The organism is Arcobacter venerupis (genome assembly GCF_013201665.1).
In the GTDB taxonomy this organism is placed as follows: Bacteria; Campylobacterota; Campylobacteria; order Campylobacterales; family Arcobacteraceae; genus Aliarcobacter; species Aliarcobacter venerupis.
Window position 1 is genome coordinate 3,013,175 of the sequence record NZ_CP053840.1, and the last position, 19,855, is coordinate 3,033,029.

Annotated in this window: 19 protein-coding genes; 13 read left to right on the top strand and 6 right to left on the bottom strand. The window is 26.6% G+C overall.

Annotated features, from left to right (window positions below; translation table 11 throughout):
- Positions 1-2: 2 nt before the first annotated feature.
- Positions 3-356, bottom strand: coding sequence for a hypothetical protein (locus AVENP_RS14925; protein ID WP_128359533.1), 354 nt, complete (start codon positions 354-356; stop codon positions 3-5).
- 108 nt (positions 357-464) lie between these two features.
- On the opposite strand from AVENP_RS14925, the gene AVENP_RS14930 reads away from it, so the two are divergent.
- Both AVENP_RS14930 and AVENP_RS14935 read left to right on the top strand, forming a co-directional pair.
- On the top strand, positions 465-1,082 hold the full coding sequence (locus tag AVENP_RS14930) for a tetratricopeptide repeat protein (protein ID WP_128359532.1): 618 nt from the start codon (positions 465-467) through the stop codon (positions 1,080-1,082).
- Positions 1,083-1,742 (top strand): tetratricopeptide repeat protein, encoded by a 660-nt coding sequence (locus AVENP_RS14935; protein WP_128359531.1) that lies wholly within the window; start codon positions 1,083-1,085, stop codon positions 1,740-1,742. It begins immediately after the preceding gene.
- Positions 1,743-1,752: 10 nt separating this feature from the next.
- On the opposite strand, the gene AVENP_RS14940 is transcribed toward AVENP_RS14935, so the two are convergent.
- Complete coding sequence (locus AVENP_RS14940) at positions 1,753-2,331, bottom strand: TetR/AcrR family transcriptional regulator (protein ID WP_128359530.1); 579 nt, start codon at positions 2,329-2,331, stop codon at positions 1,753-1,755.
- 137 nt (positions 2,332-2,468) lie between these two features.
- Here AVENP_RS14940 and AVENP_RS14945 point away from each other — a divergent pair, with 137 nt between their 5' ends.
- On the top strand, positions 2,469-3,092 hold the full coding sequence (locus AVENP_RS14945) for a hypothetical protein (protein WP_128359529.1): 624 nt from the start codon (positions 2,469-2,471) through the stop codon (positions 3,090-3,092).
- The gene (dauA, locus tag AVENP_RS14950) at positions 3,089-4,717 is read left to right on the top strand and encodes a C4-dicarboxylic acid transporter DauA (protein WP_128359528.1); all 1,629 of its coding nucleotides are present in this window, start codon (positions 3,089-3,091) and stop codon (positions 4,715-4,717) included. Before AVENP_RS14945 ends, dauA begins: the two co-directional genes overlap by 4 nt.
- A gap of 15 nt (positions 4,718-4,732) precedes the next feature.
- On the opposite strand, the gene AVENP_RS14955 is transcribed toward dauA, so the two are convergent.
- On the bottom strand, positions 4,733-4,963 hold the full coding sequence (locus AVENP_RS14955) for a hypothetical protein (RefSeq protein ID WP_128359527.1): 231 nt from the start codon (positions 4,961-4,963) through the stop codon (positions 4,733-4,735).
- A gap of 95 nt (positions 4,964-5,058) precedes the next feature.
- A complete protein-coding gene (locus tag AVENP_RS14960) occupies positions 5,059-5,598 on the bottom strand; it encodes a TetR/AcrR family transcriptional regulator (protein ID WP_128359526.1) in 540 nt (179 codons plus the stop codon).
- Positions 5,599-5,704: 106 nt separating this feature from the next.
- Here AVENP_RS14960 and AVENP_RS14965 point away from each other — a divergent pair, with 106 nt between their 5' ends.
- From AVENP_RS14965 to AVENP_RS14975, 3 genes are read left to right on the top strand one after another with little or no spacing between them, the layout of a single operon-like run.
- Positions 5,705-6,859, top strand: coding sequence for an efflux RND transporter periplasmic adaptor subunit (locus AVENP_RS14965; protein WP_128359525.1), 1,155 nt, complete (start codon positions 5,705-5,707; stop codon positions 6,857-6,859).
- Entirely contained in the window at positions 6,856-10,023 is a 3,168-nt protein-coding gene (locus AVENP_RS14970) for an efflux RND transporter permease subunit (protein ID WP_128359524.1), read from the top strand. The genes AVENP_RS14965 and AVENP_RS14970 overlap by 4 nt, the downstream gene beginning before the upstream one ends.
- The gene (locus AVENP_RS14975) at positions 10,016-11,401 is read left to right on the top strand and encodes an efflux transporter outer membrane subunit (protein ID WP_128359523.1); all 1,386 of its coding nucleotides are present in this window, start codon (positions 10,016-10,018) and stop codon (positions 11,399-11,401) included. Before AVENP_RS14970 ends, AVENP_RS14975 begins: the two co-directional genes overlap by 8 nt.
- A gap of 14 nt (positions 11,402-11,415) precedes the next feature.
- Here the strand turns inward: AVENP_RS14975 and nfo are convergent, their stop codons facing one another.
- Positions 11,416-12,258: a deoxyribonuclease IV gene (gene nfo, locus AVENP_RS14980; protein WP_128359522.1), complete on the bottom strand. Its 843-nt coding sequence runs from the start codon at positions 12,256-12,258 to the stop codon at positions 11,416-11,418.
- A gap of 328 nt (positions 12,259-12,586) precedes the next feature.
- Between nfo and AVENP_RS14985 the strand changes: the two genes are divergently transcribed.
- The 3 genes from AVENP_RS14985 (at position 12,587) to AVENP_RS14995 (ending at position 17,241) form a co-directional block, all read left to right on the top strand.
- Positions 12,587-13,789 carry an NAD(P)/FAD-dependent oxidoreductase gene (locus AVENP_RS14985; protein ID WP_128359521.1) on the top strand — a complete coding sequence of 401 codons (1,203 nt, stop codon included), beginning with the start codon at positions 12,587-12,589 and terminating at the stop codon, positions 13,787-13,789.
- 132 nt (positions 13,790-13,921) lie between these two features.
- Positions 13,922-15,877, top strand: coding sequence for an EAL domain-containing protein (locus tag AVENP_RS14990; RefSeq protein ID WP_228201891.1), 1,956 nt, complete (start codon positions 13,922-13,924; stop codon positions 15,875-15,877).
- Positions 15,878-15,894: 17 nt separating this feature from the next.
- On the top strand, positions 15,895-17,241 hold the full coding sequence (locus AVENP_RS14995) for a sodium-dependent transporter (protein ID WP_128359520.1): 1,347 nt from the start codon (positions 15,895-15,897) through the stop codon (positions 17,239-17,241).
- 17 nt (positions 17,242-17,258) lie between these two features.
- Here the strand turns inward: AVENP_RS14995 and AVENP_RS15000 are convergent, their stop codons facing one another.
- The gene (locus tag AVENP_RS15000) at positions 17,259-17,534 is read right to left on the bottom strand and encodes a hypothetical protein (RefSeq protein WP_128359519.1); all 276 of its coding nucleotides are present in this window, start codon (positions 17,532-17,534) and stop codon (positions 17,259-17,261) included.
- A gap of 10 nt (positions 17,535-17,544) precedes the next feature.
- Here AVENP_RS15000 and AVENP_RS16045 point away from each other — a divergent pair, with 10 nt between their 5' ends.
- Genes AVENP_RS16045 through lpxB form a run of 3 tightly spaced genes read left to right on the top strand, consistent with a single transcriptional unit; the run spans position 17,545 to position 19,828 of the window.
- The gene (locus AVENP_RS16045) at positions 17,545-17,667 is read left to right on the top strand and encodes a hypothetical protein (RefSeq protein WP_268907624.1); all 123 of its coding nucleotides are present in this window, start codon (positions 17,545-17,547) and stop codon (positions 17,665-17,667) included.
- 47 nt (positions 17,668-17,714) lie between these two features.
- Positions 17,715-18,788: an epoxyqueuosine reductase QueH gene (locus AVENP_RS15005; RefSeq protein ID WP_128359518.1), complete on the top strand. Its 1,074-nt coding sequence runs from the start codon at positions 17,715-17,717 to the stop codon at positions 18,786-18,788.
- Positions 18,785-19,828, top strand: coding sequence for a lipid-A-disaccharide synthase (gene lpxB, locus AVENP_RS15010; RefSeq protein ID WP_128359517.1), 1,044 nt, complete (start codon positions 18,785-18,787; stop codon positions 19,826-19,828). Before AVENP_RS15005 ends, lpxB begins: the two co-directional genes overlap by 4 nt.
- Positions 19,829-19,855: the final 27 nt, after the last annotated feature.

A 19,855-nucleotide genomic window follows, 5' to 3' on the forward strand; every position in this document is an offset into this window, starting at 1 on the left:
TCCTAGTTCTTTATTTTTTCTGATATTTTTTTATAAAATTTATCTAACTCTTCTTTTTCTTTGAAAGTTATTTTATGGGTATTATTAATAACTAAATTAAGCTGATTAATTTGTAGATTATTTATATCTTTATATTTAAAAATAGTAGAATTTTCATCTATATTTACAATAAAACTGTTTCTAACTTCAACGAAAGAATCCCCACAAAAAGCCTTATATGAGCCTTTTGAATAAATATATTCTTCACATTTACTTTTTTGTAAATAATCTTTAATATAATCCAAATTTGAATGGTTATACATATTTAAAGATATAACGACAATTGTGATAAATAAAAAAAGTCCAATAAAAATCATTTAATCTCCCATTAAGGACAATATGATACAGCAATATGTCTTAACTACTTATGAATAAAAAACTTGCTAGAATTAAGCGAATTTATAAGTAACTAAAAAAGGAATCGCATGCGTAGGATAATATCTTCTTCTTTTGCTTTAATAACGCTTTGTTTATTGGGCTTAAATGGATGTGCTAATAATAATGAATTCTTAAAAACTTCATCAAATGAACTCTCTATTGCAGATGATTGTAGAAATACAAATAAACATTTCGAAATGGATTGTTATGATTTAATTTCTTACAAAAATTCTTATGCCCAATTAAGACTGGGACTTAATGCACAGTTAAGAGGTGATTTTGAAGAAGCAATACAAAGATTAAATATCTCTAAACAAAAAGGTAATTTCTATGCAAATGCACCTTTATCAGATATTTACAAAAGTGGATATGGTGTTGCTATTAATGATGAATTAGCAATGAAACTTTTAGAAGAGACTAAAGATATAGATCCTATTGCTGCGTATAAATTATATTTTTTCTATATAGATAAAAATAAAGTTGAAGATGCATTTAAACTTCTAAATTTTGCTGCTTCAAATGGAGTTAAAAGTGCCCAACAAGAACTCTCTAAAATATATAAAAGTGGTGAATATATTGAGAGAAGTACAGATAAATCTGAGTATTGGGATGAACAATATCAAGATAAATCAGATAGTTTTACAAATAAAATATATGGAATATAAATGTTAAAAAAAATCGCTCTACCAATCTTATCAGTTTTTCTATTTTCAGCTTGTTCATTAAAAATGCCAGAATTTTCTATGCCTTCATTTTTATCATTTTCGAATGATGAAGAAAAAGATGCTCTTGCACTTGAAAAAGCAAATGTTTGTCAAAAAATGGAAAATATTGATAATAAACTTTTTTGTTATAGAAAAATTGTAGATGAGAATTCATATGCTCAACTTAGACTTGGAACATATAGTGTTGAAAAAAAAGATTATAAAAAAGCTATTGAATATCTAAATCAATCAATTCAAAATAAAAATGCCTATGCAAATCTTGCTTTAGCATTTTTATATTATAAAGGTGATGGAGTTGAAAAAGATATAGATAAAGCTTTTAAACTTCTAGGTGATTCAAGTGATACTGATCCAAATGCTGCTTATCAATTATCAAGATTTTATCTTCAAGGTATAAATACAGAAGTAAATACTGATAAAGGGATTGAACTATTAGAGTTCGCCGCTTCTAAAAATATGATTGCCGCACAAAAAATGCTTATAAAAATTTACACTGAGGGTCTATTCTCTCAAGAAAAAAATGCTAAAAAAGTAAAAGAATGGCAAGATGTGATTAAAAAAGATGTAAGAGATACAAACTTTGAGGTTTATAAACTCTAAAAAAATTATCTTACTTTTTTTCTAAACCATTGAAAAAAAGTGAGATTGTATCTTCCACAATATTTTTTGTATCATACTTATTTAATAAATAACTCTCAATAAAACCATCTGACAACTTCTTAAAAAGTATTACTGTATGTTTATAATCCATATTTGAATTTGGATATAAACCTTTAAATTGTCTGAGTAAAAACTCATATATTTCTTCAACTATTCCATGATTTGAAATATCTAACTTATGAAAGAAATATGGGTCAGTTATCAAAGTTTCATCTCTATTATTATCTATTTGAATAAATATTTCATATTTACATGATAAATATAACTCAATATTTTGCATAGGATTGGTAGTTTCATTTTCTTTTAATTTATCTAAAAATGTTTGTAGCTTTAAAATCAAATACTCTAAGTATAAATCATCTTTTGAAATAAAAAGATTATAAATTGTTCCCACAGAAGTTTCAAGCTCAGCGGCTAGATGTGAGATTTTAAAATTTTTATAACCACACCTATCAAAATATGAAGCCGATGCTTTTAGATACAAATCTCTTTTTACTTTGTTTAATTCATCATTTATTTTACTTTTCATTCTTATCCAAATTTTTTTTTGAATTATAATTTAATTCATATTAAAATCTTAAATGAACACTTATTAATATTTTGAACTTAATTCATTATTAAGTATTATTGATTTAAAATCATCATATCTTAATATTTAGGATTTAAATGAGCATTAACAATAAACCACAAATTTGTATAAAACTTTTAAGAGATATAAAAACCGATGCTTTACTTATTTATGTTAAAACTGTTATTGAAGAACTTTTAGAAAATATAAAAAATGACACTTATAAAATAGATTTAGGCGTTGAAAAATTCAATAATGAAATTGAAAGAAATATAATAGAACTAAATGAAAAACTAGACAAAACAATAATAAATGCCTACGAACTAAAATCTTTTATGGCTTATCAACAAACCCGACAAGTAAATCATAAACTTCTTCCAAATGACGAAGCGTTAATCTTTTATTACAACACAATTGTAAAACAAATTGAGACTTATTTAAATGAAGGTGAGCTTTGGATTCCTGAACAAATAATTTTAGCACTTTTGAGTGAATGGATAATTGAAGAGGAAAAATCCATAACTTTTTACTCTTTTTTAAATGATTTTGATTATATAAAACTTCTTGGATTCTATGAGCTTGCTAGAAATAATGAAAAAAACCTGAACCTAAAAAAAAATATTTTAAAAATGTATCAAATTTCATCTTCAATGATAAAAAAACTCAAAAACTCAAAATATAAAATTAACTCTTCTAGAAAATCTAAATTGAGAAAAAAATGAAAAATAATATTTTAGCTGGTTTAACAGTTGGAATAATTGCCCTTCCTTTATCAATGGCTTTAGCCATTGCAACAGGAGTTCCACCACAACTTGGACTTTATACAGCCATAGTTGCTGGAATAGTTGCTGCTATTTTTGGAAGTAGTAAAATAAATATTTCAGGACCAACTGCTGCTTTTGTAGTTATTTTAATTCCAATTGTTCAAGAATTTGGGATTTCTGGATTACTAATTTGTGGACTATTATCTGGAATTATTTTGATTCTTGTGGGTGTTTTAAAACTTGGAACTTTAATTGAACTTATACCTTATCCAGTAACCGTTGGATTTACTTCTGGAATTGCAGTTGTAATTGCAACGTTTCAAATAAAAGATTTTTTTGGTTTAACCATAGAGAGTTTTAGTGGTCACTATTTAAATAAAATTTATCTGATTTTCACTTCTTTTCCTAGTTTTAAAATCTCCGAATTAGCTGTTGGATTATTTACACTTTTTTTACTAATTTTATGGCAAAAAACAAAAAGCAAAATTCCCTCAGCACTTGTTTCTTTGAGTTTTACAACAATAATCGTAGCTTTTTTTAATTCTTATTTTCCTCACATAAATATAGCAACCATTGCCTCAACTTTTCAATATAACATAGATGGAATACAAGGTAGTGGAATTCCACCAATTCCTTTACAATTTTCACTACCATGGAGTTTTTTTAAACCAGAAGATATTACTTTAGATTTATTTTATAAACTTCTTCCACATAGTATTGCAATTGCAATTTTAGGTGCATTAGAATCCCTTTTATGTGCAGTAATAAGTGATGGAATGACAGGAAATAAAACAAATCCAAATAAAGAATTAATAGGACAAGGAATAGCAAATATAGTCGTTCCATTTTTTGGTGGAATTCCAGCAACTGCTGCAATTGCTAGAACTGTTGTAAATATAAAAGCAGGTGGAACTTCAAAACTAGCTTCAATTGTTCACTCTTTATTTATTTTATGCTCAATTATGCTTTTGTCTCCATATTTATCATATTTACCTATGGCTTCACTTTCAGCATTACTTTTAGTTGTTGCTTGGAATATGTCAGAAGTTAAACACTTTACAAATATCATAAAAGTTGCACCCAAAAATGATGTTTATGTACTTTTAACTTGTTTTTCTTTAACTGTATTATTAGATATGCAAATTGCAGTTGCAGTGGGAATTGGTTTAGCTTCAATTTTATTTATAAAAAGAACTATTGATTTATACTCTATTGAGCTTGTAAATACAAAACTTACAGTGCATCCTGATATTCCTGAAAACATCTCAATTTACGATATAAATGGCCCAATGTTTTTTGGAGCTGCTCAAAATGCTTTAAAAACTCTTTTAAATACAAAAGAAGATATTGATGTTGTAATTTTAAATATGCAAAATGTAACAATGATTGATATGACAGCGATGGTTGCCCTTAAATCGATAGTTGATACTTTTAAAAGTAGAAATAAAAAATTGATTTTTTCAGGTTTAAATGAAAGAATTTTAAGAAAATTAATAAAAGCAAAATTTACTTTTGATGATATTAATTTAAAAAGTTTTAATAATATAAACGATTCAATTGCTTATTCAAAAACCATAATATAAAAGTAAAATTTACTTTTATATTACCGCATCAACTTCAAAATCAAAATAGTCTTTTATATTACTAGATATAAAATCTTTATAATCCTTTGAAAAAATCTCATAATTCAAAGGAATTATCTCATTTGCCAAACTCACTTTTTTATAATCCAAATCCAAAAGATGAGGAAATTTTTTTGTTAACTCTTTAACTGTAATTGAAGTATCAAAGTCATCAGGATCAAATGGAACTTTTGTTTTATTTTTCACGGAATTGCCTTAAAGAGTTTTTTATACTCTATACACATATCATTCCCTTAAAAATCATTTCTCTACATAAAGTAATAATAAGAATTAAATCCTTTCTATAATAAAAAAGTTTTTAAATCTTCAAAAACCTCTTTTTGTTCTTTATCAGATAAGTTTATATATTTTAAAGTCATAGAAGTAAACATTGCTTCTGAAAATAAAAAAGCTAATCTTAACTTTTTACCTTCATCTGTATTTGTATCAATTGATTCTAAGGCGCTACTATGCCAATCTTGTAATCCTTCAAAAACAGATTTATCTTGTAAAAGGATAGTAATGACTTTAGATATTTTATCCAATTCTTCATTGCTATTGTACTTTGAAATATATTCAATATGTGCTTTTAATTCAGAGTATTTTAAACTAGTATCTTTTGACAAAATTTTTATTTGATGATTATAATCATCTTCATTCTTATCAAAAACAGCTTTTATCATATCTTCTTTATTACCAAAAATGTACTGAACACCTCCTATTGAAATATTTGCTTTTGCTGCAACTTTTCTAATACTTAAACCAGAAAGTCCTTCACTTAAAATAATATCTTCAATAATGTTTATCAAATGATTTTTATCTATTTTGTTTTTTGTACTCAATTTATAACTCCTATATAATTTGCATAATATTTAATTAAAATTTAATATTACTTTAAATACTATTCTAGACATTCAATACATACGTATGTATTATAAAGGTTAAATAATGTATTTTTACTTAAAAAAGATATTTTTATTGTTATTTACTATTTTATTGCTTGGATGCAATGATGAAGGAAATAGTAATTTTTCAATGGAACAACAAGAAATTGAAGTTGGATATATAACACTAAAAAAAGAAGAAGTTCCATTACAACAAGAATTATCAGGAAGAATAAAAGCTATTTACAAATCAGAAGTAAGGCCACAAATTGATGGAATTATAAAAGAACAACCTTTCAAAGAAGGAAGTTATGTAAAAAAAGGTGATATTTTATATGTAATTGATTCAGATTCATATGAAGCGATTTATGAAGAAGCTTTAGCAACATTAAAAAGTTCAGAAGCAAACTTAATTACACTAAAATTAAAGAATGAGAGATATGCAGAATCTGTAAAGTTTAATGTAATATCAAAACAAGAAGCAGATGATACCAAAGCTGCTTATTTACAAGCAATTGCTTTGGTTGAACAAAATAAAGCTTTAGTAAAAAGTGCTAAAATCAATTTAGATAGAACAAAAATAAAAGCACAAGTTTCGGGATTTATTGGAATATCAAATTATACTGTGGGAGCCTTAGTCTCGCAAAATCAAACAAATGCATTAACTACAATAAGAGATACAACTAAAGTTTATGTAGATTTAAGTCAGTCTAATAATCAATTATTTAAATTAAAAAAATTAAATAAAGATACTATGAAAGAAAATGATATAGATGTAAATATTATTTTACCTGATGATACTATATATAAACATACTGGAAAACTTAAACTTCAAGAAATATCAGTTGATGAAGATACTGGATATGTAACTTTAAGAGCAGAATTTCCAAATCCAGATGGAGAATTATTAGATAATATGTTCGTAAATACGATAATTGAAAGTGGTAATTCTAATGCTTTTTTAGTTCCTCAACAAGCTGTTACTTTAGATGCAAAATCTAATTATATTGTTACTACTATTCAAGAAAACAATACTATTCAAACAAAAAAAATAACAGTAATAAGAGCAATTGCCAATAAATGGCTTGTAACAGATGGTATTTTACAAACAGATAAAATTATAATTGAAGGCTTAAATAAAATAAATGAAAAAAGTATTGTTATTCCAAAAGATGTTAACAATTTATATGAAAATAACTTAAAAGAAGAAATGAAATGATAGCTCGTTTTTTTATTAATCACCCTATTTTTGCTTGGGTTATATCTTTACTTATAATGCTAATAGGAATACTTTCTATTAAAAATTTACCTGTAGAACAATATCCAGATATTGCTCCACCAACAATTAATATCCAAGCAACCTACTCAGGTGCATCAGCTAAATCTATTGAAAATAGTATTACTCAAATCATTGAACAAGAATTAACAGGGTTAGATGGTTTATTATATTTTTCTTCAACTAGTCAAACAGGAACTTCAAGTATAAATGTTGTATTTGAAAAGGGAATAGATCCAGATATTGCACAAGTTAAAGTAAACAATAAAATACAACAAGTACTGCCAAGGCTTCCTGAAGATGTTAGAAGAGAAGGAGTTACTGTTACAAAATCACAAGATGATTTTCTTATGATACTTAGTATATACGATGAATCAAATAAATCTAATGAAAGTGATATATCAGATTATTTAATTAGTAATATAAAAGATGGTCTTTCAAGAGTTGAAGGAGTTGGAGGAATTGAACTTTTTGGGGCAGAATATGCAATGAGAGTTTGGATAGATCCTAAAAAACTAAAATCTTATAATTTAATGCCTTCTGATATTAATAGTGCAATACTAATACAAAATGCACAAGTATCCGCAGGAAGTATTGGTGCAAGACCTCAAATCCAAGAGCAAGAATTAAACGCAGATGTGGTATCAAGAAATAAGTTAGAAAATGTAAAAGAGTTTGAAAATATTGTTATAAAAAGTAATAAAAATGGAGCAAATGTTCTTTTATCCGATGTAGCAAAAGTTGAATTAGGAAGTAATGATTACTCCTTTATATCAAAGAATAATGGTTTTCAAGCAAGTGGTATAGGAATAAAATTATCTGCTGGTTCGAATGCAGTAAATACTGCAAAAAAAGTTAAAGAATATCTATCTTCATTTGAAGATTCTTTACCAAGTGGCTACAAAATTTCATATCCATATGATACAACTATTTTTATTGAAGAATCTATAAAAGAAGTTGTAAAAACACTTTTTGAAGCAATATTTTTAGTAGTTGTTGTAATGTTTGTTTTTTTAAATAGTTGGAGAGCAACTATAATTCCTGCTATTGCTGTGCCTGTTGTATTACTTGGAACATTTGCTATTTTAAATTTTTTAGGATTTTCTATAAACTCTTTAACCTTGTTTGCGATGGTATTATCTATTGGTTTATTAGTTGATGATGCCATTGTTGTAGTTGAAAATGTTGAAAGAAATATGAGAGAAAAGAATCTTTGTGCAAAAGAAGCAACAATTATTTCTATGAATGAAATAACAAGTGCATTAATTGGTGTTGCTACTGTTCTTTCTGTTGTATTTTTGCCTATGATATTTTTTAGTGGTTCAACGGGAATCATCTATAAACAATTTGCAGTTACGATTATCTCTTCAATGGTTTTATCTGTAATTGTGGCATTAACTTTATCTCCTGCTATTTGTGCAACATTTTTAAAACCTCATAATCCAAATAAAAAAAAGAGTGGTCTCATTTTTTGGTTCAATAAGAAATTTGATAATTTAGCAAAAAAATATAAAAGAGGTGTTTTTAAATTTGTAAATAGTCCTATAAAGTCACTTGCTGCTTATATGGTAATAATAGTTGTAAGTATTTTATTTTTTATAAAATTACCTACAGGATTCTTACCATCAGAAGATCAAGGTGATTTAATGATTCAATTTACACTTCCAGCAGGTGCTAGTGCAACACGTTCTGAAAATGTTGAAAAAATAATAAGAAATTATTTTTTAAATGAAGAAAAAAGTAATGTTAACTCTATTTTTTCTATTGTTGGATTTACATTTACTGGGAATGGACAAAATGGAGGAATGGGATTTATAGAGTTAAAAAATTGGAATCAAAGAGATGGTATAGAAAATAAAGCAGATGCCATTGCAAATAGAGCAATGATAACTTTTACAGATAATAACTCAAAATATTTTATAAGAGATGCAGAAGTGTTTGTAATGAATTCAGCTTCTGTTCCAGGGCTTGGAAATACAGATGGTTTTGAATTTCAACTACAAGCTGGTTCAAAAATGACAAGGGAAGATTTACTCTTAGCAAAAAATTCTTTATTAGAGACAGTAAGTTTAAGTGAGTTAATAGAAGGAGGAAGAGTTGAGGGAACAGAAGAAACTCCACAATTAAAACTTGATTATGATAAAAAAAAGATATTTTCATTAGGACTATCTTATGATGATATTGATAATACACTAAATACAGCTTGGGCCGGTTCCTATGTTAATGATTTTATTGATAAATCAAGAGTTAAAAGAGTTTATGTACAAGCAGATGCACAATATAGAGCTAAACCTGAAGATATATATCAATGGAGTGTTAGAAATAATGAAAATGAAATGGTATCTTTTGAAGAATTTACTAATATATCATGGCAACCAACTGAAAAATCACTAACACGATATAACGGCTTGGCCTCTTATTTGTTTCAAGGGAAAGCTAGTTATGGAGTAAGTTCAGGGGTTGCAATGGATGAAATGGAAAAATTAGCAAAAACCAATAATCCAGATACTAGATATTCATGGAGTGGATTATCTTATCAAGAGAAGCTAGCAGGTGGCCAAGCTATTTATTTATATATATTATCTTTAATAGTAATATTTTTATGTTTAGCCGCTTTATATGAAAGTTGGAGCATCCCTCTTTCTGTACTGTTAGCTGTACCATTAGGAATTATTGGTGCGGTTTTAGCAGTTTATTTTAGAGGATTAAATAATGATGTATATTTCCAAGTTGCTCTTTTGACAACTATTGGGCTTGTTGCAAAAAATGCAATATTAATTGTTGAATTTGTTGAAAGTTCATATAAAAAAGGAGAATCTTTAGTTTCATCCGCAGTAGAAGGGGCAACTTTAAGATTTAGACCTATAATTATGACTTCTTTAGCTTTTATTGCAGGTATTATTCCTTTGGCATTATCAACGGGAGCTGGAGCAAATAGTAGAATTTCAATAGGTACTGGAATTATTGGAGGAACACTAACAGCAACTATTTTAGCAATATTTTATGTTCCACTTTTATTTATTTTGATTAAAAAAATATTTACACCCCAAAGCGAACAAGCGAAGCTTGTAAGAAAAAAAGAGCAAAAAGGTATAGAAAATGTTTAAATTTTTATTTATATTAATAAATATTTTTATCTTTACAGGTTGTAGTTTAAAGCCAGAAATTGAATATAATGATTCAATAATACCAACAGAATTGAAAAATAGTTTAGATAAAAATAGTAATTTAGAATATATACAACCAAGTTGGGAAAATTTTGTCAAAAATGATAAGTTAAAAGAATTGATTAAAATAGCTTTAGAAAATAATAGAGATTTAAAAATAGCAATTTTAAACATAGAAGCAGCAAGAGCCACGTATAGAATAGAAGAATCAAAATATTTTCCTACTATTGAAGCAATCGCAAGTAATACAAACTCTAGAGATATTACATCTAATAATACAGAAATATCTCGTACATATTCAACAAAATTTGGAGCTTCTTATGAACTTGATTTATTTGGAAAAACAAGAAGTTTAAATGACTCTGCATTACAGAACTATTTAGCTACAAAATATGCAGCAACTTCAACAAAGATTAGTCTAATATCAGAAGTTATTAATATTTGGAATACTCTTTGTGCAAATACTGAACATTTAAAAATATTAGAAGATAGTATTAAAAATCTAAAATTATCATATGAATTAACACAAAAGAAATTTGATATGGGAATTATTTTAATTGATGATGTTCTTACTGCAAAAACGAGTTTAAAAGAAGCCGAAGTTAACTTATTTAATCAAAGAACAATTATTGAAAAAAATAAAAATACTTTAGAACTATTAATATCAACAACTATTCCTAAAAAATTGATACCAGATGGTTTTGAAGAGAATGAAAAGAGTTTAATGCTAATACAAGCTGGAATTTCATCAAAAGTGTTATTTTCACGCCCTGATATTATCCAAGCAGAATATAATTTAAAAGCAAAAAATGCAAATATAGGTGCTGCTAGAGCTGCATTTTTTCCTTCAATTACTTTAACAGCAGATTATGGTCTTGCAAGTACTTCTTTGAGTTCATTATTTAATGGAAATTCACAAACTGTATGGTCTTTTATTCCAAGTATAAATTTACCTATTTTTAAAGGTGGAGAAAATAAAGCAAATTTAGATTATGCAAAAACTCAACAAAAAATAGCTCTTGCTCAGTATGAAAAAACTGTACAATCAGCATTTAAAGATGTATCTAATGATTTAATTGAAAGAGCAAATATAAGTAAACAGTTAAATGCGCAAGAAGACTTAGTAAATACAGCAAAAAAAAGTTATGAAGTATCTTTAAATTCATATAAATATGGATTAGGAAATTATTTAAATGTATTAATTTCACAAAAAAAGTTTTTTGATTCACAAAGAGCTTTAGTAGATACTAAACTAAGTGAATTAATTAATAGGGTAAGTTTATATACTTCTTTAGGAGGCAATGAGAAAATAGATTAAATCTATTTTCTTCACTATTTAACAAAACTGTATAAAGTCTCTATTTCTTGCGCCCAAATCTCTTCATTTATCGTTTCCAATACAAGAGGAATATCATCCATTCTTTCATCATTCATTATAAATTTAAAAGCATCCCAACCAATTTTTCCATCACCTAAAGAATCGTGTCTATCAACCCTGCTTCCAAGTTCTGGTTTTGAGTCGTTTATATGCATTCCCATTAAATATTCTCTTCCTACAATTGAATCAAACTCATTCCAAGTTTTATCATAAGCTTCACGTGTTCTTATATCATAACCAGCTGTGAACATATGACAGGTATCAATACAAACACCAACTCTGCTTTTATCTTCAATTTTGTCAATAATATAAGCTAAGTGTTCAAATTTGTATCCAAGGTTACTTCCTTGACCTGCTGTATTTTCAATTACAAGTTTTACATCATTTGTAATATCTATGGCTCTATTCATACTTTCTGCAATATTATTTAAACACTCTTCTTCAGATATTTTTCTTAAATGGCTACCTGGGTGAAAATTTAATCTATCAAGTTTTAGAATTTCACATCTTTGTATTTCATGTACAAAACCGTCAAATGATTTAGCTCGTGCTTCAAGTTCTGGATGACCTAAATTTATTAAATAACTATCATGGGGCAAAATATGTTTTGCTTGAATTCCTGATTTTTCTAACTCTTTAAACCATTTATCAATTGTTTTTGTATCTAACTCTTTTGCAGTCCATTGTCTTTGATTTTTTGTAAATAAAGCAAAAGCTTTTGCTCCAATTGCCATAGCATTTATTGGTGCATTATAAACTCCACCACTAGCACTTACATGTGCTCCAACATATTTCATATTTATTCCTATTTTTCTAAAATTACCCTATTCTACAAAAATAGAACTTTAGAACTAAATTAAATAAATATTTTATTAAATAATAATTCTAACTTAATTAGTTATTAATCTACAGAAAGTGTCATTTAGGTACACAAATTGCATGAAAAGAAAAACTTTTGTTCATTTTTATTTTCTAATTAATTGTTTAAGTATACAATAGCAAATAATTTTGAAGTCTAATAATCGCTACATTAGGGCTATAATTTTTTAGTATCATTTGCCCCTTAGCTATTAAAATAAAAATGACATTTCAAGCACACAGTAATATATAAAAGGATAAAGCCTTATGAAAAAAGTGGTAATAATTGGTGGTGGATATGCAGGTATTTATGCATTAAGAGAGTTGGTAAAAAACAAGAAGATAAAGATTACTTTAATTGATAAACATACATACCATAATTTACAACCCGAAGTTTATGATTTAATTGCCAATAAATCTAACTTTGCGGACGTAACGATTGATTTAACAACATTATGTTTAGGGTTTAATCATCATCACTTAGAATACAAAAATCTAAAAGTTAGAAAAATTGACCAAGTTGCAAATAAAATTTATACAGAAGAAGAAGAGATTGTAGAATTTGATTATTTAATAATGGCAGCTGGTACAAGAACTTTTTTCCCACCAAGTATTCCTGGCCTTAATAATGCAGATGACATCAAAAAACTTCATAGAGCAATTACATTTAAACAAAGTTTTGAACAACAACTATTCAAAAAAATCAGAGATGAAGCAAAACAGTGTGAAGATACTAAAATTGTAGTTGTTGGAGCTGGTTTATCTGGAGTTGAAATTGCAGCTGAAATGGCTTATTATTCAAATAAATTCTTCGAAAGGGGAAATTTTTCGTGCGATAACTTAAAAATCTCTCTTATTAGTAGTTCGGTTACTATTCTTCCTGGTCTTTCTCAACAACTTATTAGTATTTCTCAAGAAAGATTAAAATCTCTTGGAATTAAAATCATTACAAGTACAAAACTTACAAAAGTTGAAGATGGTTACTGTTATTTCTCTAATGGAACAAAAATAAATCATTCATTTGTAATTTTTACAGGAGGAATTGAAGCTTCAACAATTACTGCTGAGTTAGAAGATGTTGCAAAAAATGGTAGAGGTCAAATTATAGTTAACGAGTATCTACAAACTGATAAATACGAAAATATTTTTGCCATTGGTGATATTGCTGAAATTAGAAATGCAAAAGGTGAAATAATGCCACCTAATGTTACAGTTGCTAGAATTAGTGGTACTGATGCTGGTAAAAATGTTTCTAATATGATTTCAGGTAAAAAAATGATTAAATCTAATCCTAAATTAGATGGTATATTAATTGCTCTTGGTGGAAAATATGCTGCTGGTGATTTATTTGGATTAGTAACTGTAAAAGGAAGGATTGCGTATGCTATTAAAAAATATGTATTTAGCTCTTATAGTAAACCTCTCTTAAAACTTATTAAAGTTGGTTATAACAAACTGAAAAAATTATAATCGACTCTTTTGTCTTTTTTAAAAAATTATTTTCTTCAAATCTTTAATTATAAATTTTGTAATTAAAGGTTTACAACAATACTTTAATTAAATATTATATATAATATTTAATTATTTTAAGAATGAGTGATAATGAAAAAGAAAATAACCTATAATAAACTTATATTAAAAATAATTCTTATCACCCTTACTTTTTCCTTGACTATAGCTTTTGTTTATACTCATTACATGAAAAAAGAAGCTATTGAGAAATTATCAAAAGTAGACGCAAAAAAAACAACTGAACTTATCTTTCAAACTTTGTATTCAGCAATGGAGAGAGGTTGGACTAAAGATGATTTAAATAGCATTATTGCTAGAGTAAATACGGTTGATAAAAATATGATTGTAAATGTATATAGAGGAGAAGAAGTTGCCAAACAATTTGGAGATATTCAAAAAGATTCAAATGCCAGAAAAACTGATTCTTCTGTACAATCTGCCCTTGCAAAAAATGAAGTATTAAATATCATAGATGAATCAACGATTGAATATTATTATCCAATAATTGCAAAAGAAGAGTGTTTAAAATGTCATACACAAACCCAAGAAGGTAATGTTTTAGGAGTAATAAATATTCTTTACCCAATTGATGACTTAAAAATTTCTCTTTCATCAATTATTAATTTTTTTATCTTATTTATAATTTTATTCTCAATTGTAATTTTTATAGCTTTATTTATAGAGTTTGACAGGCATCTAGTAAAACCAATTAAAAACTTTATCGCTAATATTAACTATATTTCTAATAATAAAGATATTACAAAAAGAGTTGGTACAAATAACGAAATTACTGAAATTGATTCGATGCAAAGTGTATTTAACAATATGTTAGATTCATTAGAATATCAGTTCTATCATGATGAATTAACTACTCTTCCTAATAGAAAAAAACTAATAGAAACTCTTTCTTCTGATAAAGACTCTATTTTAATGATTATAAATATTGATAAATTTCAACATATAAATGATTTATATGGAGATAAAATTGGAAATGATATTATAAGAAATACAGCAAATATTATAAAAGATAATGTATCAAAAGAAGCTATTTTATTTAAACTTCATGCTGATGAATATGCAATTTATCAGCCAAGTGATGTTATTTATGAGGAGATTAAAGATCTTGCTTTGCATCTTGCTAATTGTATAGAGAATCACACTTTTATTATAAATGAAAATGAAATTTATGTAAATGCAACTATTGGTGTGGCGTATGGAACTTCATTTTTATTGCATAATGCAGATATGGCTTTAAAATTAGCGAAAAAAACGAGGAAGAAATATCTGATTTATAACTCATCTATGAATATTGAACATGAATATGCACAAAATCTAAAATGGTCTAAAAAAATAAAAGATGCAATAGAAAATGATAAAATTGAACCACTATTTCAACCAATTGTAGATACAAAAACTTCAAAAATTGTAAAATATGAAGCACTAATAAGAATGATTGATGAAGATGGAGAGTACGTTGCTCCTATACATTTTTTAGAATTAGCTAAAAAAAATAAACTTTATCCTAAACTTACGAAAATAGTTATTGAAAAGACTTTTAATATTTTTAAAAATATTGATGCTCAAGTATCAATTAATCTATCTGTTCAAGATATTTTAAACGAAGATGTATATTCAACTATTATTCAAAAACTACATGAATATAAATTGGGTGACAAGATTGTATTTGAACTTATTGAATCAGAAGGTATTGAAAATTTCGATGAAATTATTGAGTTTATCTCTGAAGTAAAAAAAACAGGTGCAAAAATATCAATAGATGATTTTGGAACTGGTTACTCAAATTTTGAATATATAATGAAACTAAAAGTTGATTATATAAAAATTGATGCTTCTATGATAAAAGATATTGATAAAAATATAAATTCACAAATGGTTACAGGAACTATTATTGATTTTGCAAAAAAAATGGATATTCAAACAATTGCAGAATTTGTTCATTCGCAAAGTGTATTTGAAGTAGTAAAAGAAATGGGGATAGATTTTGCACAAGGTTATTACTTTGGAAAACCTCAAAAATTAAGTTAATTAGAAAAAGGAGAAAAATGCATAAAAATCGTTTTACAAGAGTTGGATTTATTCTTGCAGCTGCTGGAAGTGCAGTTGGGCTTGGGAATATATGGAAATTTCCATATATAACAGGAGATAATGGAGGAGGAGTTTTTGTATTAGTTTATCTAGCAACTGTTTTTCTAATTGGTATGTCAATATTTATTGCTGAAGTTTTACTCGGAAGTAATGCACATAAAGATGGGGTATCAACCTTTGAAACCCTTGCTCCAAAAGGTAAAAAATATTGGAAATATTCAGGTTTTACTTTTTTAACTGGTTTTATGATTTTAACCTTTTATTCAGTAGTAATTGCTTGGATTTTTAATTATATTGTTCTTTCATTAACAGCATTACCTGCAAGTTTTAAAGATTCAGAAACTTTATTTTTAGGTTTTCTAAAGAATGATATTTATACTCAACTTATTTATTACACATTAACGTTTATACTTATTGCTTTGACTATTGCAAAAGGTATTAAAAAAGGTATTGAAAAATTAAACAATATATTAATGCCAGCACTTATGTTAATTTTACTTGGTTTACTTATTTATTCAATTCAATTAGATGGATTTATGAAAGCTGTTGATTTTATGTTTTATCCAAATTTTGAGAAATTTAAATCAGGTTCGATTATCGTAGCAGTTGGACATGCATTTTTCACATTATCAATTGGTATGGTTACAATTCTAACTTATGCTGCTTCTTTAGATAAAGATGTAAATATTGTAAAGGCATCTATTTGGGTTGTAGTAATGGATACTTTAATTGCTATTGTTGCTGGGTTAATTATCTTTTCTATAACTTTTACCGCTGGTCAAGAACCAAGTAAAGGAGCTGGACTTGTATTTATAACATTACCTGCAATTTTCTTTGAAATGGGAACTATTGGTATTTTTTTATCATTCTTATTTTTTGTGGCCTTAGCATTTGCAGCCATTACCTCAGCTGTTTCAATACTAGAACCAACAGTAATGTATTTAGTTGAGAGAAGAAATATTGAAAGAAAAAAAGCAACTTATGGAGCTGCTTTATTTGCTTATGTTATTGGAATTGTAGTTTTACTATCAAATACTGCTGTTTTCTCAGAAAGTTTAACATTTGGAAGTAAAAATCTTTTTGACTGGTTTGACTTTATCAGTTCTGCAATCTTAATGCCACTTGGTGGAATTGCTGTAGCAATCTTTGTTGGGTATATTCTTGATAAAGAAGTTGCAAGAAATGCTATTGTACCACACACAGGAGAAAAATTTTATAATATCTGGTTATTTATAATGAGATATGTAGCGCCTATTTCCGTGTTTATTATAATGCTAAAAGAGATAGGAATAATCACTATATAATTAGAAAGACTAGTTTTCTAGTCTCTTCTAATTTTTATTAAAATCCCGTTTTCTGTATCCCTGTGAATAACTTCTTTTTCATTTCGTTCAAATAACTCTTTTAAAAAGTTATCAGAATATGTTGAAGATAAATTCTCTTTATTAAAAGTTTTTAAATCTTGACATTTAAAAGTACTTCTACAAACTTTGTCTTCATAGATTTTCATATCTAAAACAGCAGTTCCTGCTGTAAAAATCTGTACTTGTGTGTAATCTTTATATTTGTAAATAAAACCTTTATCATAAAACTTCATTTGAGGAGTTTTGATTAAAATTGTAGCACTTGATGAGTTAAGTTGTGGGTCATTTGTACCTAAACATCCACTAAAAATGAATATAGAAAAAATGAGAATAAATAAATTTTTTATAGCTAATCCTTTGTTTTGAAAACTTTTACTATAATTATATCAAATTATATAATTAAAGGTTTTATATTGCTAGTTCATATTTGTTGCGCAGTTGATAGTCACTATTTTTTAGAAAGAATTAAAGAAGAATTTCCACAAGAAGAGTTAGTAGGTTATTTTTATGACCCTAACATTCATCCTTATAGTGAATACAGATTAAGATATTTAGATGTTGAATACTCATGTAAAAAATTGGGTATAAAATTAATAGAAGGTGCTTATAACCTAGAAGAGTGGTTAAAAAAAGTAAAAGGAATGGAGCATTTACCTGAAAAAGGTGATAGATGTACAGTTTGTTATGATGATAGACTCGATACAACAGTTCAAAAAGCAGTTGAATTAGGACATAATAAATTCACAACAACACTTTTGATTTCTCCAAAAAAATCTCAAGAAAAATTAGAAAAAATTGGAAACAATCTTTCATCACTTACAGGTTTAGAGTTTATTTATAGAGATTATAAAGCTGGAAATGGAGCAGAAATCCAAGGTCAAAAAGTAAAAGAGAACTCTCTTTATAGACAAAATTATTGTGGTTGTTTATTTGGACTTAGTGCCCAGAGAGTTGCTCAAGATAAGATAATGGATGAGATGTTTAATCCAATTTCAAATCAAATATTGCCAGAGTCAATAGAAGAAAGACTTGAACTTTATAAAAAAAGAAATGAGTTAGAAGAACTAGGATCTGATTATAAAATCATTAAACAGAGATTTTTAAATTATAGACTTTTAGGAGCAAAAGTTATCATTGCAAAAAAAATTGTTCCATCATATATTTTATGTTATTCAACAATAAATAGAAATAAAACAAACGGAAGAATTGAGTATGAAAAAGATGGAATAAACTACTTAAATAGAGATGAAGTTAAAATCATTGATATTACAACATTTAATCTATTCGCTTCAACTTCATACAAAGATGTAAAAGAGCTTATGTACAATCCACTAACATTCAAACAAGAGTTAGAAGTACGAAATCAGATTCTAAAGAATCCTTATGATTTAAGTGCAATTATTATTCTTGATGAAATTAAAAATGAAAAATATGAAATAGAAATAAACTCAGAAACATATGAAGATATAAAAGAAGAGATTATATGAAACTTCTTGTATGTGCTATGGAAACTTCATCAAATGTCCACTTAAAAGAGTTAAAAAAGTACTTATCTAATGATATTGAACTTGTTGGAGTTTTTGATAAAGAGCTTGGAAATCCCTTATATGACTTAACATCATTAGCAATTATGGGATTTGTTGATGCTCTTAAAAAACTTAGATTCTTTTTTAAATTAAGAGATGAATTAGTTGAATTAGCACAAGATTGTGACAAAGTTTTACTAATGGATAGTTCAGGATTTAATCTTCCTTTAGCCAAAAAGCTAAGGGAAACTTATCCAGATAAAGAGATTATATATTATATTCTTCCACAAGCTTGGGCTTGGAAAAAAGGAAGAGTAAAAAAATTAGAAAAATATTGTTCAAAACTTTGCTCAATCATTCCTTTTGAGAGTGAAATTTATAATGATAAAAATAAAATCACATACGTTGGACATCCTCTACTTGATGAAATAAAAGAGTTTAAAAATGAGTTAATTCCAACAAATAAAATTGCTTTTATGCCAGGAAGTAGAAAAACTGAAATTACAAATTTAATGCCTATTTTTAAAGAATTAATCAAGAAAATTCCAAATAAAGAGTATATTTTAATAATTCCAGCAAAATTTGACAAAGAATACATAAATAAAATTTATGGAGATATTTCAAACTTTACAATTTCAAGAAATGCTCACGAAACTCTACAACAAAGTGAATATGCTTTTATTTGTTCAGGGACAGCTACACTTGAAGCAGCACTAATTGGAACACCATTTACACTTTCATATATTGCAAAAAAATTAGATTTCTTTATAGGAAAACTTTTTGTTAAATTAAACTATGTTGGTCTTGCAAATATCTTTTTTGAAAAAATGGGAAAAAATCCCTTACATAGTGAATTTTTACAAAAAGATGTAACCCTTGAAAACCTATTAAATGATTATCAAAACATGGATAAAAAATTATTTTTTGATAATTCTAAAATGTTAAGGGAATATCTAGGAAATGGAAGTTCTCAAAATGTGGCAGAGATAATTCAAAACTAATTTTTTTTTAGATATAATATTTGTCAT

What these genes read in the sequence shown, in the direction of transcription:
- nfo (WP_128359522.1), bottom strand. Translation starts at nt 12,258, where the DNA reads ATGAAATATGTTGGAGCACATGTAAGTGCTAGTGGTGGAGTTTATAAT.
- AVENP_RS14985 (WP_128359521.1), top strand. Translation starts at nt 12,587, where the DNA reads ATGAAAAAAGTGGTAATAATTGGTGGTGGATATGCAGGTATTTATGCA.
- AVENP_RS14965 (WP_128359525.1), top strand. Translation starts at nt 5,705, where the DNA reads ATGTATTTTTACTTAAAAAAGATATTTTTATTGTTATTTACTATTTTA.
- dauA (WP_128359528.1), top strand. Translation starts at nt 3,089, where the DNA reads ATGAAAAATAATATTTTAGCTGGTTTAACAGTTGGAATAATTGCCCTT.
- AVENP_RS14925 (WP_128359533.1), bottom strand. Translation starts at nt 356, where the DNA reads ATGATTTTTATTGGACTTTTTTTATTTATCACAATTGTCGTTATATCT.
- lpxB (WP_128359517.1), top strand. Translation starts at nt 18,785, where the DNA reads ATGAAACTTCTTGTATGTGCTATGGAAACTTCATCAAATGTCCACTTA.
- AVENP_RS14990 (WP_228201891.1), top strand. Translation starts at nt 13,922, where the DNA reads ATGAAAAAGAAAATAACCTATAATAAACTTATATTAAAAATAATTCTT.
- AVENP_RS14945 (WP_128359529.1), top strand. Translation starts at nt 2,469, where the DNA reads ATGAGCATTAACAATAAACCACAAATTTGTATAAAACTTTTAAGAGAT.
- AVENP_RS14940 (WP_128359530.1), bottom strand. Translation starts at nt 2,331, where the DNA reads ATGAAAAGTAAAATAAATGATGAATTAAACAAAGTAAAAAGAGATTTG.
- AVENP_RS14935 (WP_128359531.1), top strand. Translation starts at nt 1,083, where the DNA reads ATGTTAAAAAAAATCGCTCTACCAATCTTATCAGTTTTTCTATTTTCA.
- AVENP_RS14970 (WP_128359524.1), top strand. Translation starts at nt 6,856, where the DNA reads ATGATAGCTCGTTTTTTTATTAATCACCCTATTTTTGCTTGGGTTATA.
- AVENP_RS15000 (WP_128359519.1), bottom strand. Translation starts at nt 17,534, where the DNA reads ATGAAGTTTTATGATAAAGGTTTTATTTACAAATATAAAGATTACACA.
- AVENP_RS14930 (WP_128359532.1), top strand. Translation starts at nt 465, where the DNA reads ATGCGTAGGATAATATCTTCTTCTTTTGCTTTAATAACGCTTTGTTTA.
- AVENP_RS14995 (WP_128359520.1), top strand. Translation starts at nt 15,895, where the DNA reads ATGCATAAAAATCGTTTTACAAGAGTTGGATTTATTCTTGCAGCTGCT.
- AVENP_RS14975 (WP_128359523.1), top strand. Translation starts at nt 10,016, where the DNA reads ATGTTTAAATTTTTATTTATATTAATAAATATTTTTATCTTTACAGGT.